The sequence below is a fragment of the Magnetospirillum sp. SS-4 genome, assembly GCF_902729425.1.
Taxonomy (GTDB): domain Bacteria; phylum Pseudomonadota; class Alphaproteobacteria; order Rhodospirillales; family Magnetospirillaceae; genus Phaeospirillum.
The window spans coordinates 131,501-144,951 of record NZ_CACVCH010000125.1; the positions used below are offsets into that span (position 1 = coordinate 131,501).

At 67.3% G+C, this 13,451-nt stretch carries 14 protein-coding genes and 1 tRNA gene; 11 read left to right on the top strand and 4 right to left on the bottom strand.

Annotation, left to right across the window (positions count from 1 at the left end; all coding sequences use genetic code 11):
- Positions 1 to 21 precede the first annotated feature (21 nt).
- Entirely contained in the window at positions 22 to 507 is a 486-nt protein-coding gene (locus tag MTBSS4_RS18475) for a MarR family winged helix-turn-helix transcriptional regulator (RefSeq protein ID WP_173984839.1), read from the bottom strand.
- Positions 508 to 583: 76 nt separating this feature from the next.
- On the opposite strand from MTBSS4_RS18475, the gene MTBSS4_RS18480 reads away from it, so the two are divergent.
- The 8 genes from MTBSS4_RS18480 (at position 584) to MTBSS4_RS18515 (ending at position 8,051) form a co-directional block, all read left to right on the top strand.
- Positions 584 to 1,594, top strand: a complete 1,011-nt coding sequence (locus MTBSS4_RS18480; protein ID WP_173984840.1) for an endonuclease/exonuclease/phosphatase family protein — start codon at positions 584 to 586, stop codon at positions 1,592 to 1,594.
- Positions 1,591 to 1,935, top strand: coding sequence for a DUF1491 family protein (locus MTBSS4_RS18485; RefSeq protein WP_173984841.1), 345 nt, complete (start codon positions 1,591 to 1,593; stop codon positions 1,933 to 1,935). Before MTBSS4_RS18480 ends, MTBSS4_RS18485 begins: the two co-directional genes overlap by 4 nt.
- 69 nt (positions 1,936 to 2,004) lie before the next feature.
- A complete protein-coding gene (locus MTBSS4_RS18490) occupies positions 2,005 to 2,379 on the top strand; it encodes a RidA family protein (protein ID WP_173984842.1) in 375 nt (124 codons plus the stop codon).
- Positions 2,380 to 2,626: 247 nt separating this feature from the next.
- The gene (locus MTBSS4_RS18495; RefSeq protein WP_173984843.1) at positions 2,627 to 4,114 is read left to right on the top strand and encodes an ATP-binding protein; all 1,488 of its coding nucleotides are present in this window, start codon (positions 2,627 to 2,629) and stop codon (positions 4,112 to 4,114) included.
- 85 nt (positions 4,115 to 4,199) lie between these two features.
- Positions 4,200 to 5,600 carry a pitrilysin family protein gene (locus MTBSS4_RS18500; protein WP_254432654.1) on the top strand — a complete coding sequence of 467 codons (1,401 nt, stop codon included), beginning with the start codon at positions 4,200 to 4,202 and terminating at the stop codon, positions 5,598 to 5,600.
- Positions 5,600 to 6,937: a pitrilysin family protein gene (locus MTBSS4_RS18505; RefSeq protein WP_173984844.1), complete on the top strand. Its 1,338-nt coding sequence runs from the start codon at positions 5,600 to 5,602 to the stop codon at positions 6,935 to 6,937. The genes MTBSS4_RS18500 and MTBSS4_RS18505 overlap by 1 nt, the downstream gene beginning before the upstream one ends.
- A 133-nt stretch (positions 6,938 to 7,070) precedes the next feature.
- The gene (locus tag MTBSS4_RS18510) at positions 7,071 to 7,457 is read left to right on the top strand and encodes a phasin family protein (RefSeq protein ID WP_173984845.1); all 387 of its coding nucleotides are present in this window, start codon (positions 7,071 to 7,073) and stop codon (positions 7,455 to 7,457) included.
- A gap of 108 nt (positions 7,458 to 7,565) precedes the next feature.
- Entirely contained in the window at positions 7,566 to 8,051 is a 486-nt protein-coding gene (locus tag MTBSS4_RS18515; RefSeq protein ID WP_173984846.1) for a YajQ family cyclic di-GMP-binding protein, read from the top strand.
- A 10-nt stretch (positions 8,052 to 8,061) separates the two neighbouring features.
- Here MTBSS4_RS18515 and MTBSS4_RS18520 read toward each other — a convergent pair whose 3' ends face one another.
- Entirely contained in the window at positions 8,062 to 9,093 is a 1,032-nt protein-coding gene (locus tag MTBSS4_RS18520) for a metal-dependent hydrolase (protein ID WP_173984847.1), read from the bottom strand.
- A 222-nt stretch (positions 9,094 to 9,315) separates the two neighbouring features.
- On the opposite strand from MTBSS4_RS18520, the gene MTBSS4_RS18525 reads away from it, so the two are divergent.
- Entirely contained in the window at positions 9,316 to 9,528 is a 213-nt protein-coding gene (locus MTBSS4_RS18525; RefSeq protein WP_173984848.1) for a hypothetical protein, read from the top strand.
- A 3-nt stretch (positions 9,529 to 9,531) separates the two neighbouring features.
- Here MTBSS4_RS18525 and lipB read toward each other — a convergent pair whose 3' ends face one another.
- Positions 9,532 to 10,182, bottom strand: a complete 651-nt coding sequence (gene lipB, locus MTBSS4_RS18530; RefSeq protein WP_173984849.1) for a lipoyl(octanoyl) transferase LipB — start codon at positions 10,180 to 10,182, stop codon at positions 9,532 to 9,534.
- A 79-nt stretch (positions 10,183 to 10,261) separates the two neighbouring features.
- Here lipB and MTBSS4_RS18535 point away from each other — a divergent pair.
- Positions 10,262 to 10,348: transfer RNA gene (locus MTBSS4_RS18535), tRNA-Leu, on the top strand.
- Between the two features lie 232 nt (positions 10,349 to 10,580).
- On the top strand, positions 10,581 to 12,851 hold the full coding sequence (locus tag MTBSS4_RS18540) for an NADP-dependent malic enzyme (RefSeq protein ID WP_173984889.1): 2,271 nt from the start codon (positions 10,581 to 10,583) through the stop codon (positions 12,849 to 12,851).
- Between the two features lie 6 nt (positions 12,852 to 12,857).
- On the opposite strand, the gene MTBSS4_RS18545 is transcribed toward MTBSS4_RS18540, so the two are convergent.
- Positions 12,858 to 13,451, bottom strand: a complete 594-nt coding sequence (locus tag MTBSS4_RS18545; RefSeq protein ID WP_173984850.1) for a DUF2064 domain-containing protein — start codon at positions 13,449 to 13,451, stop codon at positions 12,858 to 12,860.

The following is a 13,451-nucleotide window of genomic DNA, read 5'->3' on the forward strand; positions in this document are numbered from 1 at the left end:
ATTCCGGGGCGGGGCGGCGGGTCAAACCCCGCGGATGCGGCCGTACTGGACGAAATCGGTCCAGGTGCGTTCCAGACGCTGCATGGTGTGGAGGGTGGTGCCCAGATTGTCCTGGGTCTGCTCGTCGTTGCCGAGCGCGGTGGCGAGATCGTCCTGAAGCTTGCGCACGGCGGCGCAGAGGGTCAGCCCCTTCTCGGCCAGCTTGAGGCGGACCGAGCGGCGGTCATGGGGCGAGCGTTCCTGCGTCAGGTAGCCGCATTCCGTCAGCGCCTTGATATTGTAGGATACGTTGGAGCCCTGGTAATAGCCGCGGTCCTTCAGGTCGCGAATCACCACCTCGTTCTCGCCGATATTGTAGAGAAGCAGCGCCTGGACCGCGTTGATGTCCTCGATGCCGAGACGACGCAGCTCGGTCCGCAAGACATCGAGAAAATGTCTGTGCAAACGTTCGATCAGGCGGATGATGTCGAAATATGGCTGGCTCACGGGGCGGGAGTATAGGGTCATTTCCCGACCGCCACAACAGCGGATTGCATCCGCAAGGGCGCTCGCCGCGGCGCCGGGGTTGGGCTAAGCTTGCCCCATGACCCAGACCCTGCGCATCGCCACCTTCAACCTGGAGAACCTGGACGACCGCCCCCAGGGCGGCCTGGATTTCGACGACCGGATCAGAATCATGCGGCCGCAATTCCTGCGGCTGCGCGCCGACATCGTCTGTCTCCAGGAGGTCAACGCCCATTCCGACGGCAAGCGCGGCCCCCGCCATCCCACCGGGCTGGACAGGCTGCTGGAGGGGACCGGATACCACGACTGGCACCGGGTGATCAGCCTGAACCGGGGCGGCGTCCGCTCGGCCGACCGCCACAACCTGGTCATCCTCTCGCGCCTGCCGGTGCTGTCCCACGACCAGGTCTGGCATGACCATGTCGACCCCTGTTCCTGGCGGCCGACCCTGTCGCATCCACGCCCGGACACCCCCCAGCCGGTGGAGTGGGACCGCCCGATCCTGCACGCGGTGATCCAGTTGCCCGATTGCCGCCGCCTGCATGTGATCAACGTCCATCTGCGGGCGCCGCGCGCCGTCTGGCTGGCGGGGCAGAAGGAACGGCCCGGCCGCTGGCTGTCGGTGGGCGGCTGGGCCGAAGGCTTCTTCCTGGCCAGCATCAAGCAGGCCGGACAGGCGCTGGAGGCCCGCCTGCTGGTGGAACGCATCCAGGACGCCGAGCCCGACGCCCTGATCGCGGTGTGCGGCGACTTCAACGCCACCGACCACGAAGCGGCGTTGCGCATCGTCCGCGGCGACGAGGAGGATACCGGCAACGGCCACCTCGCCATGCGGATGCTGGTTCCCACCGAACGCTCGCTGCCCGAAAGCGTCCGTTTCTCGGTGATCCATCACGGCCGCCCGGCGATGCTGGATCATGTCCTGGTGTCGCGGCCGCTGCTGGGGCTTTATCGCGGCGTCGAGATTCACAACGAATCCCTGGGCGACGAACTGGTCTCGCCGGCCTCCATCCACGGTTCGCCGGAAAGCTACCACGCTCCGCTGGTGGCGGAGTTCACCCTTGTGACGGAAAGGCCGCCCCGACCATGAGCGAACCCCGCCTGAAGGCCAGGCTGTGGATTCACGCCGCCATCCGCCAATGCGGCGTGCTGGGCGTTCCCGCCATGGTGGTGAGCAAGGGCGACGACGACGCCGGCGCGATTCTGGTCAAGCTCAACCGTGGCGAAGGCGGCTGCGAGGTCTTCACCCAGGTGCGCGACGGCGACGGCCGGCCGGCCTGGTTGCGCGCCACCGGCTCCGAGCCGGTGGACGAGGCCAGGGCCGACGCCTATATCCGCCGCCAGCGCGAGCATGATCGCGACCTGTGGGTGCTGGAGGTGGAGGATCGCCACGGCCGCCTGCCGTTCATCGAACGCATATTGGGCGGCTGACCAGTTGCCTTGGCGGAAAATTCCGCTATGACTCGCCCCCAGTCCCCTTCGCTGACAAGGATCGATCGCATGACCCGTCGCCTGATTTCCTCCGGCTCTCCGTTCGAGGAGATTGCCGGCTATTCCCGCGCCGTCCACCAGGACCCCTGGGTATTCGTCGCTGGCACCTCCGGCTTCAAGGACGGCCAGATCGCCGACGACGTCGTCGCCCAGGCCGAACAGTGCATCGAGACCATCGCGGCGGCGCTGGAACAGGCGGGAGCCGGGCTGAAGGACGTGGTCCGCGTCACCGTCTACATCACCGACGCCGCCTATTTCCAGACCGTCGCGCCGGTGCTGGGCAAGGCCTTCAAGGGCATTCGCCCGGCCAACACCACCATCGTCTGCGGCCTGGTCGATCCGCGCATGAAGGTCGAGATCGAGGTCACCGCCCTCAAGTCGTGACCCGGCTCAATCAATAGCAGAAGGCCGGCCGTTTCGGCGTTCGAAACGGGCCGGCCGCCCCCGGCCGGCGCATGGGTTGAGCGAAGCCAGGCCCCGCGAATCAGGCTCTTCCACGAATCGGACGCGGGACAGGGACGGCCTTAGTTGCTATCCTGATGGGCACAACCTCGACGCATGCTTCTCCTTGCGGGGCGCGCACCGTCCATCCGCCCCGGCCGGCGACGAGGGGGAGGGGGGGGGAATGGTAATGCCGAAGCCGCTTCGGATACTGCTGGTCGAGGACTCGCCGGACGACGCCGAACTGGTTGAGCTTGAACTGATCCGCGGCGGCCTGCTGCCCTCCATCCACAGGGTGGAGACCGCCGCCGCCATGCGGGCGGCCCTCGACCTCGACGGCTGGGACGTGGTGCTGAGCGACTACAACCTGCCGGCGTTCAGCGCCGAGGCGGCGCTGGACATCCTGCAAGCCAGCGGCCAGGACCTGCCTTTCGTCATCCTGTCCGGCATGGTCAATCCCAGGGACGCCATCACGCTGATGAAGCGCGGTGCCCACGATTTCCTGGACAAGTCCTCGCTGGCCCGGCTGGTTCCCGCCATCGAGCGCGAGGTCAGCGACGCCGCCGAGCGAACCAGGCGGCGCAAGGCCGAGGAACAGGTGCGGGTCTTGTCCATGGCGGTGGAGCAAAGCCCGGTATCGGTGCTGATCACCGATACCGACGGCGTCATCACCTATGCCAATCCGTGCTTTTGCGACAATACCGGCTTCGCCCGCCACGAGGCGCTGGGGCGAACCCCGGCCATCGTCAAGGGCGGCCACACCTCCGCCGAGGAATACGCCGAGCTGTGGCGGACCATCCGCGCCGGCAACGTCTGGCGAGGAATGTTCCACAACCGCCGCAAGGACGGCTCGTTCTACTGGGACGACGCCTCCATCTCGCCGGTCCGCGGCCCCAAGGGCGACATCACCCACTATGTCGGCATCACCCAGGACGTCACCCAGCGGCAATTGAAGGATCAGGAGGTGGCGCGGGCGGTGGAACACCTCACCGAGGTCAACGCCGAACTGGAGCGCTTCGCCTATGTGGCCTCCCACGACCTCCAGGAACCGCTGCGCACCCTGACCTCGTTCACCCAGTTGCTGGCCCGTCACCAGCAGGGGCGCCTGGACGTCGAGGCCGAGGAGTACATGGGCTTCATCATCGACGCCGCCAGGCACATGCACGAACTGATCAACGACCTGCTGATCTATTCCCGCATCGCCGGCGAGGGGCGGGCGTTCGTCCCCGTTTCCCTGTCCAGGGTCTGCTCCCAGGCCCTGCGCAACCTGAAATCCAGCGTCGAGGAGGCCGGCGCCGCCGTCACCGTCGGCGACCTGCCCGAGGTCTGCGGCGACGACGTTCAACTGGTCCAGCTGTTCCAGAACCTGCTGGGCAACGCCGTCAAGTTCCGTCATCCCGGCGTCGCCCCGCGCATCACGGTCCGGGCCGAACCCAGGGGAGAGGAATGGCTGGTCTCCATCTCCGACAACGGCATCGGCATCCAGCCCAGCAGCCAGGATATCTTCGAGATCTTCCGCCGCCTGCACACCCATGCGGAATACCCCGGCACCGGCATCGGCCTTGCCGTGTGCAAGTGCATCGTCCAGCGCCATCGGGGCCGCATCTGGGCCGAGCCCGGACCGGACGGTGGCAGCACCTTCCTGTTCACCCTGCCGCCGCCGCCGCCGGCCCCTTGAGGGCGGGAAACAGCCGCGGCCCTTGCGCGGCCCAGCGATTCGGCCCATATGGCGTTGACCCCAATGGGCTTTCCCCGGAGGCCAGATGTTATCCGTTTCCGCCATCCGCGGCGCAGTGGCGCTGTTCGCCGTCATGGTCGCGACCGCCTTGCCGGCCAAGGCAAGGCTGTTCGACCCCGAGACCTTCACCCTGGCCAACGGCATGCAGGTGGTGGTGATTCCCAATCACCGGGTTCCCATCGTCTCGCACATGGTGTGGTACAAGGTCGGCGCCGCCGACGAGATGCCGGGCAAAAGCGGTCTGGCCCATCTGCTGGAACACCTGATGTTCAAGGGGACGCCCTCGGTTCCGCCGGGCGAGTTCTCGAAGATCGTGGCGCGCAACGGCGGGCGCGACAACGCCTTCACCTCGTCCGACTACACCGCCTATTTCCAGAACATCGCCGTCGACAAGCTGGAGATGGTGATGCGCATGGAGGCCGACCGCATGCGCAACCTGATCCTGGACGAGGACAATTTCCGCACCGAGCGCTCGGTGGTCCAGGAAGAGCGCCGCTCGCGCACCGACAACAACCCCGCCGCCCTGCTGGCCGAACAGATGGAGGCGGCGCTCTACCTCAACAGTCCCTATGGCCGCCCCATCATCGGCTGGGCCGACGAGATCGCCGCCCTGACCCGTGACGACGCCCTGGCCTTCTATCGCCGCTGGTACGCCCCCGACAACGCCATCCTGATCGTCGCCGGCGCGGTGGACGCGGCGATGGTGCGGCCGCTGGCCGAAAAATATTACGGCCCGCTGGAACCATCCGGCATCGGAACGCGCCTGCGCACCCAGGAACCGCCGAACCGGGCGGCGCGGCGCGTCACCCTGACCGACGCCCGCGTCGGCCAGCCCGGCTGGTCGCGGCTGTATCAGGCGCCCGGCTACCGCGCCGGCGAGACCGCCATGGCCGTTCCGCTGGAAGTGCTGGCCGAGATTCTGGGCGGCGGCTCCACCTCGCGGCTTTACCGGGCGCTGGTGGTCGATCAGGGGCTGGCCGCCGCCGCCTACGCCGATTACGATCCGGTGGCGGTCGACAACGGCGTCTTCCGTCTGTCGGCGTCGCCACGGCCCGGCGTGGCCCTGGACAAGCTGGAGGACGCCGTCGAGCGGGAACTGTCCCGCATCACCCATGACGGCATTCCCGCCGACGAGGTCGAACGCGCCAAGACCCGGCTGGTCGCCCAGGCCGCCTATGCCCGCGATTCGCTGCATACCGGCGCGCGGGTGCTGGGACAGGCCCTGGCGGTGGGAATGTCGGTGGCGGAGGTGGAATCCTGGCCCGACCGCATCGCCGCCGTCACCCCCGACCAGATGGCGGAGGCCGCCCGGCGGGTCCTCGATCCCAAGGCCTCGGTCACCGGCCTGCTGCTGCCCGATCCGAAGGCGGCGGCGCCGGTTCGCGGCCAGCCGGCCCGGCCGGCCTTCTCGAAGGAGGTGCATTGATGAACGCCCCCAAGCGGCCGGACGGCCGGAACAGCCTTGCCCGAACCGTCCTGTTCGGCCTCGGCCTGCTGCTGATCTCGTGGCCGGCCGCCGCCGTCACGGTGGAGCGGGTCGTCAGCGCCAAGGGCATCGAGGCGTGGCTGGTCCAAGACAGCTCGAATCCCATCATCGCCCTGGAGATGTCGTTCGCCGGCGGCGCCTCGCTCGATCCCGAGACCAGGCCGGGGCTGGCGGCGATGACCGCCGGCCTGCTGGACGAAGGCGCGGGCCCGCTGGATTCCGCCGCCTTCCAGCAAAAACTGGAAGACCTTGCCATCAGCCTGCACTTCAGCGCCGGCCGCGACGGTCTGCGCGGTCACGTCAAGACCCTGACCACCAACCGCGACACCGCCTTCGACCTGCTGCGTCTCGCCCTGACCCAGCCCCACTTCGCCAAGGAGCCGGTGGAGCGGGTCCGTAACCAGATGCTGGCCGGATTGATGCGGGAATCCCAGGACCCCAACGCCATGGCGTCGCGGCGCTGGTTCGAGATCATGTTCCCCGGCCACCCCTATGGCCGCCCCGCCAACGGCACCATCGATTCGGTCAAGGCCATCCGGACGGCCGACTTGAAGGCCTTCGCCCAGGCCCAGTTGACCCGCGACCGCCTGACCGTCGGCGTGGTCGGCGACATCACCCCGGCCGAGCTGTCGCGCCTGCTGGACGCCACCTTCGGCGATTTGCCCGAACGCGGGAAGGCGGCCGCCATTCCCGAGGCCACGCCGCCATCGGCCGGCGGCGTCACCGTGATCGACAAGGACAATCCCCAGACCGTGGCGGTGTTCGGCGCAGCCGGCATCCGGCGCGACGATCCCGACTGGTATCCCGCCTACGTGATGAACTACATCCTGGGCGGCGGCGGCTTCTCGTCGCGGCTGACCGAGGAAGTGCGGGAAAAGCGCGGCCTCGCCTATTCGGTCTATTCCTATCTCGCCCCCATGAAGCAGGCCGGCGTCATCATCGGCGGCGTCGCCACCGAGAACGCCCGCTTCGCCGAATCCCTCGGCCTGATCCGGGTTGAATTCCGCCGCATGCGCGACGACGGGCCGGACGCCGAGGAACTGGCCAGCGCCAAGACCTATCTGAACGGTTCGTTTCCGCTGTCGCTGGACTCGACCGTCGCCATCGCCGGCCTGCTGGTACAGCTCCAGACCGACCGGCTGGGCATCGACTTCCTCGACCGCCGGGCCGCTCTGATCGAAGCGGTCACTATCGAGGATATCCGCCGGGTGGCGCGGCGCCTGCTCGACCCCGACGCCCTCGTCGTCGTGGCGGTGGGGCGGCCGGCCGGGCTGTGATACGGTTTTGTTGCAGTGCAACATAAGCCTTGCGTCCCGAGAGGAAGGGTGTATAAAGATATTAATGTTGCGGTGCAGCAATCGGTCCTCGACCGCACTGCCCGCCCCCCCGGAAAGCTCAGGAGCACACATCATGGCTACTTCCTCCACCGACCAGTTCACCGTCAGCGCCAAGGCCAACATCGAGAAGCTGACCATCGTCGCCAAGACCAATGCCGAGGCCCTGACCAAGAGCGGCAACGCCGCCATCTCCGGCCTGGAAAGCCTGACCAAGGCCTATCAGGACCTCGCCACCCGCAACGTCGAGAAGCTGGCCGCCGGCATCAAGACCCTGGCCTCGGTCAAGAGCCCGGTCGAGTTCTTCGAAGTGCAGCAGAAGCTGGTCAAGGAAGGCTTCGAGTCCGCCCTGGCCGACAGCCGCGCCATCGCCGAGCTGACCACCTCGGTGTTCACCGCCGCCTTCGAGCCGGTGCAAAAGCAGGTCGCCGCCTTCCAGGACATCGCCAAGAAGGCCGCCTGATTCCTTCAGGCCCGCCCGCGACGAGGCCGCGTCCCGGAAACGGGGTGCGGCCTTTCGCGTTTGAAGCTAAAGTGCCGCCCGAATTCAGGCTGAACGAGGGCTCTTCGCATGCCATCCTTCGATATCGTTTCCAAGACCAACATGGCCGAGGTGGACAACGCGCTGGCCGGCATCACCCGCGAAGTGGCGCAGCGCTTCGACTTCAAGGGCTCCAAGTGCTCGGTCGAGCGCAAGGACCAGATCATCACCGTGCTGGCCGACGACGACGCCAAGCTGAAGCAGATGCACGAATTGCTGAAGGTCCATTTCACCCGCCGCAGCGTCGACCCCAAGGCGCTTGACTACCAGACGGTGGAAAAGGCCTCGGGCAACAGCGTCCGCCAGCCGATCAGGATCAAGGACGGCATCGAATCCGTGCTGGCCAAACGGCTGGCGAAGGAGATCAAGGATTCCAAGATGAAGGTCCAGGTCGCCATCCAGGGCGACGAATTGCGGGTGACCGGCAAGAAGCGCGACGACCTCCAGGAGGCCATCGCCCTGCTGAAGACGCTCGACGTCGACCAGCCGCTTCAGTTCATCAATTTCCGCGACTAAGAACGCGGCCTCAGCAGGCCGCGCGCTCTATCCTTGCGTTGTCCGTCTGACAGTCAAACGCATTGCCCTCCAGCATGGCGATGAAGGCCCGACGGATCTCGGACGTCACATCGCGGCGGGTGACGAAGGCCGGCGCGCCGTCGGCGGTCCATTCGAGTCCCCAGATCGGGGCGATCCGCGTCGGCAGCAACGCATAGCGGCCGTCGCCGACAAAGCCCGGCCGGGCGGGATCGGCGATCAGGAATCCGTCGGAAAAATGCCGGAAGCGTTCCAGGTCCTCGCGTCGCCGGGGATGATGGCCGACCAGACGCGATACGGCCGCCTGATTCATCAGCGGGGCGAACTCGCCCGGGTAGTGGCGTGTCTTCCAGCCCAGATGGAAGGCATCGGTGTACAGGCGTCCGTCGCGCACGTAAAGCGTGCGCCAAAGCACCTGATTGGCCATGGTCGGCTTGATCACCACATCGGCGGCCGGATGGCCCCGCGCGGCGAGAACGTCGCGCAGGGCGGCTTCGGCGCGCTGGTGCTGCAACAGGCCGAGTCCCAGATAGGCCGCCGCCAGGGCCAGGCCGACGGGGGCCAGGCGACGCCGTGGCCGCCATAGCGCCAGAGCCAGCGGCACCAGAAGCAGCAAGGTGAAGAGGGGATCGAAGACGGCGATCAGGTTCCACGCTTCCTTGCGTTCGGAGAATGGCAGCCAGAGATGGGTGCCGTAGCTGGTGCAGGCATCGAGCAGGCCGGCGACGCCATACCCCGCCAGACCGTAGAGATAGATCCTGGGGAAGCTCAGGTGATTGCGCAGCAACAGCCACAGCAGCGACGCGGCAATCAGGGCGCCGACGGGCGCAAACGCCAGCGCGTGGGTGAAGTGGCGGTGATAGTCCAGCACCAGCAGGACATCGTCCGGGCTCTGGATCAAGGTGTCGGCGTCCGGCAGCATGCCGCCGGCCATGCCGACGGCCGCCGCGAGGCGGCGCTGGTGGGACGGCGCCAAGGTGGCGGCCAAGGCGGCGCCGAGCACGCCGTGGGTTATCAGGTCCATCGCGGCACCATTCAGTCGGCACTTCCCGTTCGAGAGGTCCATCCGCCCCGGATCGGCGGCAGATATAGCCCGATTCTGACCCAACCGGAAGATTGAATGACGGAACGGTGGCCGCCGCTCGAACCTCAATGATTTGGCAAGACTTTCCGGGCTATGCTGCACTGCACCGAGAACCCTGCGGCCAAGGGCCGCGCGGCGATCCCGACAACAAGGAAGCCTGCCATGAAACCCTCGTCCGGCCTTCGCTTCGAACACGCCCGCCTGATGTGCCGGGACGCGCTTGCCGCCGGTCAGAGCAAGCCGGCCCTGTGCCAGATCGCCCGCGTCGTCGACAATATCGTGTGGTACGAGGTCCTGGGCGCCGACGGCGCCATCGTCAGCCGGGAATGGTGCGACGCCGCCCGGTTTCCCGACATCTTCGCCAAGGCCGCCTGAACGTCAGGACGGGTTTTCCCCTCCCCCGAACACCTGGGCGAAACCGGCCATCAGGGCACAGTCGAGATCGGCCATGGCCGGGGTGAGTCCCAGGTCCCACAGCGAGGTCACGCCGTGCTCGCGGATGCCGCAGGGCACGATGCCCGCGAAATGCGACAGGTCGGGGTCGAGGTTGATCGCCACACCGTGATAGGTGACCCAGCGGCGCACCCGGACGCCGATGGCGGCGATCTTGTCTTCCCGGCCGTTCCCCCGGTCCACCCAGATGCCGACGCGGCCATCGCGGCGTTCACCCTTGACGTTGAAGCGGGCCAGGGTGGCGATCAGCCAGTCCTCCAGGCCATGGACATAGGCCCGCACGTCCGGGCTGCGCCGCTTCAGATCCAGCATGACATAGGCCACCCGCTGGCCGGGACCGTGATAGGTGTACTGGCCGCCGCGCCCGGCCGGAAACACCGGAAAGCGGTCGGGATCGACCAGGTCGGCGGGATCGGCGCTGGTGCCGGCGGTATAGAGCGGCGGATGCTCCAGCAGCCACGCCAGTTCCGGCGCCTGGCCGGCGCGGATGGCGGCGACGCGGGCCTCCATTTCGGCCACGGCGTCGGGATAGGCGACCGGCCGGTCCGATATTCGCCACTCGACGGGTGAGAACATGGTGACTCCGCTTGATTCGGGCGAACCGATTTGGTATTCCCCTGTCTCCTCGTTGGCAAGCCCTTCGAGCGACCGGTTCGCGGCCATGGCGGAATTGGTAGACGCGCAAGCTTGAGGTGCTTGTGGGGTAACTCCCGTGGAAGTTCGAGTCTTCTTGGCCGCACCATCCCGACGCACAAGGCCCGCCGGCTGATCCCGGCGGGCCTTGTGCGTTGTGGCGAGCCCCATCCGCGCAACTTTGATACCCGTAAGAATTCCGGTGGTATTACCGTCAACGCCGCGTAAATCCTGTGGTTTTCCGCAATCGCCCCGATGCCCCCCTTTGCCTTGGGCGGCGAAACGGGTATGGTGTGCCCCCTGTCGTGAAATTTCGTTACCCGAGGTTCCGGTCCATGAGCATGTCCGAAGAGCTGCGCGACGCGGCCCTGGAATACCATCGCCTTCCCACCCCCGGTAAGATCAGCGTCACGCCGACCAAGCCGCTGGCGACCCAGCGCGATCTGGCGCTGGCCTACAGCCCCGGCGTCGCCGCCGCCTGCGAACTGATCGTCAGCGATCCGGACAGCGTCGCCGACGTCACCGCGCGCGGCAACCTGGTGGCGGTGGTGACCAACGGAACCGCCGTGCTGGGCCTGGGCGCCATCGGGCCGCTGGCCGCCAAGCCGGTGATGGAGGGCAAGGGCGTCCTGTTCAAGAAGTTCGCCGGCATCGACGTGTTCGACATGGAACTGGCCGAGCTTGACCCCGACCGGCTGGTGGACATCATCGCCGCCATGGAGCCCACCTTCGGCGCCATCAACCTGGAAGACATCAAGGCCCCCGAATGCTTCGAGGTCGAGCGCAAGCTTCAGGAGCGGGTCAGGATTCCGGTGATGCACGACGACCAGCACGGCACCGCCATCGTGGTGGGCGCCGCCATGGTCAACGCGCTGCGCGTGGTGGGCAAGGACATCGGACAGGTCAAGCTGGTGGCCTCGGGCGCCGGCGCCGCCGCCCTGGCCTGCATCAACCTGCTGGTCAAGCTGGGCATCCGGCGCGAGAACGTCTGGATCAGCGACATCAAGGGCGTGGTCTACGAGGGCCGTACCGAGCTGATGGACGAGTACAAGTCCATCTACGCCCAGAAGACCGACAAGCGCGTCCTGGACGAGATCATCGAGGGCGCCGACATCTTCCTGGGCCTGTCGGCGCCGCGCGTGCTGACCGGCGAGATGGTCGACAAGATGGCGGCCAAGCCCATCGTCTTCGCCCTGGCCAATCCGACTCCGGAAATCCTGCCCGAGGAGGTCAAGGCCGTCAGGCCGGACGCCATCATCGCCACCGGCCGCTCGGACTATCCCAATCAGGTCAACAACGTCCTGGTGTTCCCCTACATCTTCCGGGGCGCGCTCGACGTCGGCGCCACCAAGATCAATGACGAGATGAAGCTGGCCTGCGTCTATGCCCTGGCCGGCCTCGCCATGGCCGAATCCGACGAACGGGTCCGCGCCGCCTACGGCACCGCGCCGCTGACCTTCGGCCCGGAATACCTGATCCCCAAGCCGTTCGATTCCCGCCTGATCCTCAAGATCGCGCCGGCGGTGGCCCGCGCCGCCATGGAATCCGGGGTGGCGCGACGCCCGATCATCGATTTCGAGGCCTATCTCGACCAGTTGAACCAGTTCGTGTTCCGCTCCGGCCTGGTGATGAAGCCGGTGTTCGACCGCGCCCGCCAGGACATGCGCCGCGTCGTCTACACCGAGGGCGAGGGCCGCCGGGTGCTGCACGCCGTCCAGACCGTGGTGGACGAGGGACTGGCGCGTCCCATCCTGATCGGCCGGCGCGAAGTGGTGGCCAAGCGCATCCGCGACCTGGACCTGCGCATCCGCATCGGCGAGCATTTCGACCTGTGCGACCCGGAAGACGATCCCCGCTTCAGCGAATACTGGAAGCTCTACCACTCGCTGATGGAGCGCCAGGGCGTCAGCCCGGAATACGCCCGCACGGTGGTGCGCACCAGGAACACCGTCATCGGCACCCTGATGCTGAAGCGCAGGGAGGCCGACGCCCTGATCTGCGGGACCATCGGCCGCTACGACAAGCACCTGTCCCACATCCTCAACGTCATCGGCACCCGCGACGGCGTCAAGGTGCCGGCGGCCATGAACCTGCTGATCATGCCCAAGGGCACCTTCTTCATCTGCGACACCTACGTCACGCCGGAACCGACGCCGGAGCAGGTCTGCGACATGGCCCTGCTGGCCTCGGAGGAGGTGCGGCGCTTCGGTATCGAGCCGAAGGTTGCGTTCCTGTCGCACGCCAATTTCGGCAACCGGACCTCGTCCTCGGCCCTGCGCCAGCGAGAGGCCCTGGCCCTGCTGCGCGACAAGGCCCCCTATCTGGAGGCTGAGGGCGAGATGCACGGCGACGCCGCCCTGTCGGCGGAAATCAGGGAACGCATCTTCCCCAATTCCCGGCTGAAGGGCGCCGCCAACCTGCTGATCATGCCGACCCTGGACGCCGCCAACATCTCGTTCAACCTGCTGAAGGTGGCGGGTGACGCCCTGTCGGTGGGGCCGATCCTGATGGGTGTCGCCCAGCCGGCCCACATCCTGACCCCCTCGGCGACGGTGAGGAACATCGTCAACATCACCGCCCTGGCGGCGGTGGAAGCCCAGATGAAGCGATAGGACAGGTCACGGGCATGCGGCCCTTTGATGGAAACGGCGCAGGGCGTCGCCGTCGTCGATGTCGTCCAGCGTGTCGATGAGCGCGGTCCGGTACCCCTTAAGATTGGCCAGGGTATCGGCCAGGGCGTGGCGGGAGGACCAGCGTACGCCGTCGAAAGGATCGATGACGCGCGGGTGGCGCTTCAGCCCCACCAGCCAATAGCCGCCGTCCAGGGCGGGGCCGAACACGGCGTCATGATTGCCCAGGGCCGCGAAGCCGGCGGCGATGTGACGGGGGCGGATATCGGGAATGTCGCCGCCGACGATCAGGACCGGCCCCGGCGGCAGCGCCCGAGCCACGCCCGCCATGCGCCGCCCCAAATCCCCCTTGGGCTGGGCGATCACGGGGATGCCGGCGGGCCAGGGACCGCCCTGGAACGGCGTCACCGCCAGCCAGGTGGTCCATCGCGGATCACGGCCAAGGCGGCGGATCAGCGACGACAACGCCCAGCGCTGGAATCGGAGCGCCTCCACCGGCCCGATATGGGCGGCTAGGCGGCGCTTCCCCGTTCCCAGCCGGGGCAGCCGCGCGAAGATGACCAGATGCCGGGACAGGGCCAT

Bases quoted from the DNA above. Each gene is read 5' to 3' on its own strand.
- MTBSS4_RS18500 (WP_254432654.1), top strand. From the start codon at position 4,200: ATGTTATCCGTTTCCGCCATCCGCGGCGCAGTGGCGCTGTTCGCCGTC.
- MTBSS4_RS18510 (WP_173984845.1), top strand. From the start codon at position 7,071: ATGGCTACTTCCTCCACCGACCAGTTCACCGTCAGCGCCAAGGCCAAC.
- MTBSS4_RS18520 (WP_173984847.1), bottom strand. From the start codon at position 9,093: ATGGACCTGATAACCCACGGCGTGCTCGGCGCCGCCTTGGCCGCCACC.
- MTBSS4_RS18505 (WP_173984844.1), top strand. From the start codon at position 5,600: ATGAACGCCCCCAAGCGGCCGGACGGCCGGAACAGCCTTGCCCGAACC.
- MTBSS4_RS18480 (WP_173984840.1), top strand. From the start codon at position 584: ATGACCCAGACCCTGCGCATCGCCACCTTCAACCTGGAGAACCTGGAC.
- MTBSS4_RS18475 (WP_173984839.1), bottom strand. From the start codon at position 507: ATGACCCTATACTCCCGCCCCGTGAGCCAGCCATATTTCGACATCATC.
- lipB (WP_173984849.1), bottom strand. From the start codon at position 10,182: ATGTTCTCACCCGTCGAGTGGCGAATATCGGACCGGCCGGTCGCCTAT.
- MTBSS4_RS18485 (WP_173984841.1), top strand. From the start codon at position 1,591: ATGAGCGAACCCCGCCTGAAGGCCAGGCTGTGGATTCACGCCGCCATC.
- MTBSS4_RS18525 (WP_173984848.1), top strand. From the start codon at position 9,316: ATGAAACCCTCGTCCGGCCTTCGCTTCGAACACGCCCGCCTGATGTGC.
- MTBSS4_RS18495 (WP_173984843.1), top strand. From the start codon at position 2,627: ATGCCGAAGCCGCTTCGGATACTGCTGGTCGAGGACTCGCCGGACGAC.
- MTBSS4_RS18540 (WP_173984889.1), top strand. From the start codon at position 10,581: ATGTCCGAAGAGCTGCGCGACGCGGCCCTGGAATACCATCGCCTTCCC.
- MTBSS4_RS18545 (WP_173984850.1), bottom strand. From the start codon at position 13,451: ATGGCCCTGTCCCGGCATCTGGTCATCTTCGCGCGGCTGCCCCGGCTG.
- MTBSS4_RS18490 (WP_173984842.1), top strand. From the start codon at position 2,005: ATGACCCGTCGCCTGATTTCCTCCGGCTCTCCGTTCGAGGAGATTGCC.
- MTBSS4_RS18515 (WP_173984846.1), top strand. From the start codon at position 7,566: ATGCCATCCTTCGATATCGTTTCCAAGACCAACATGGCCGAGGTGGAC.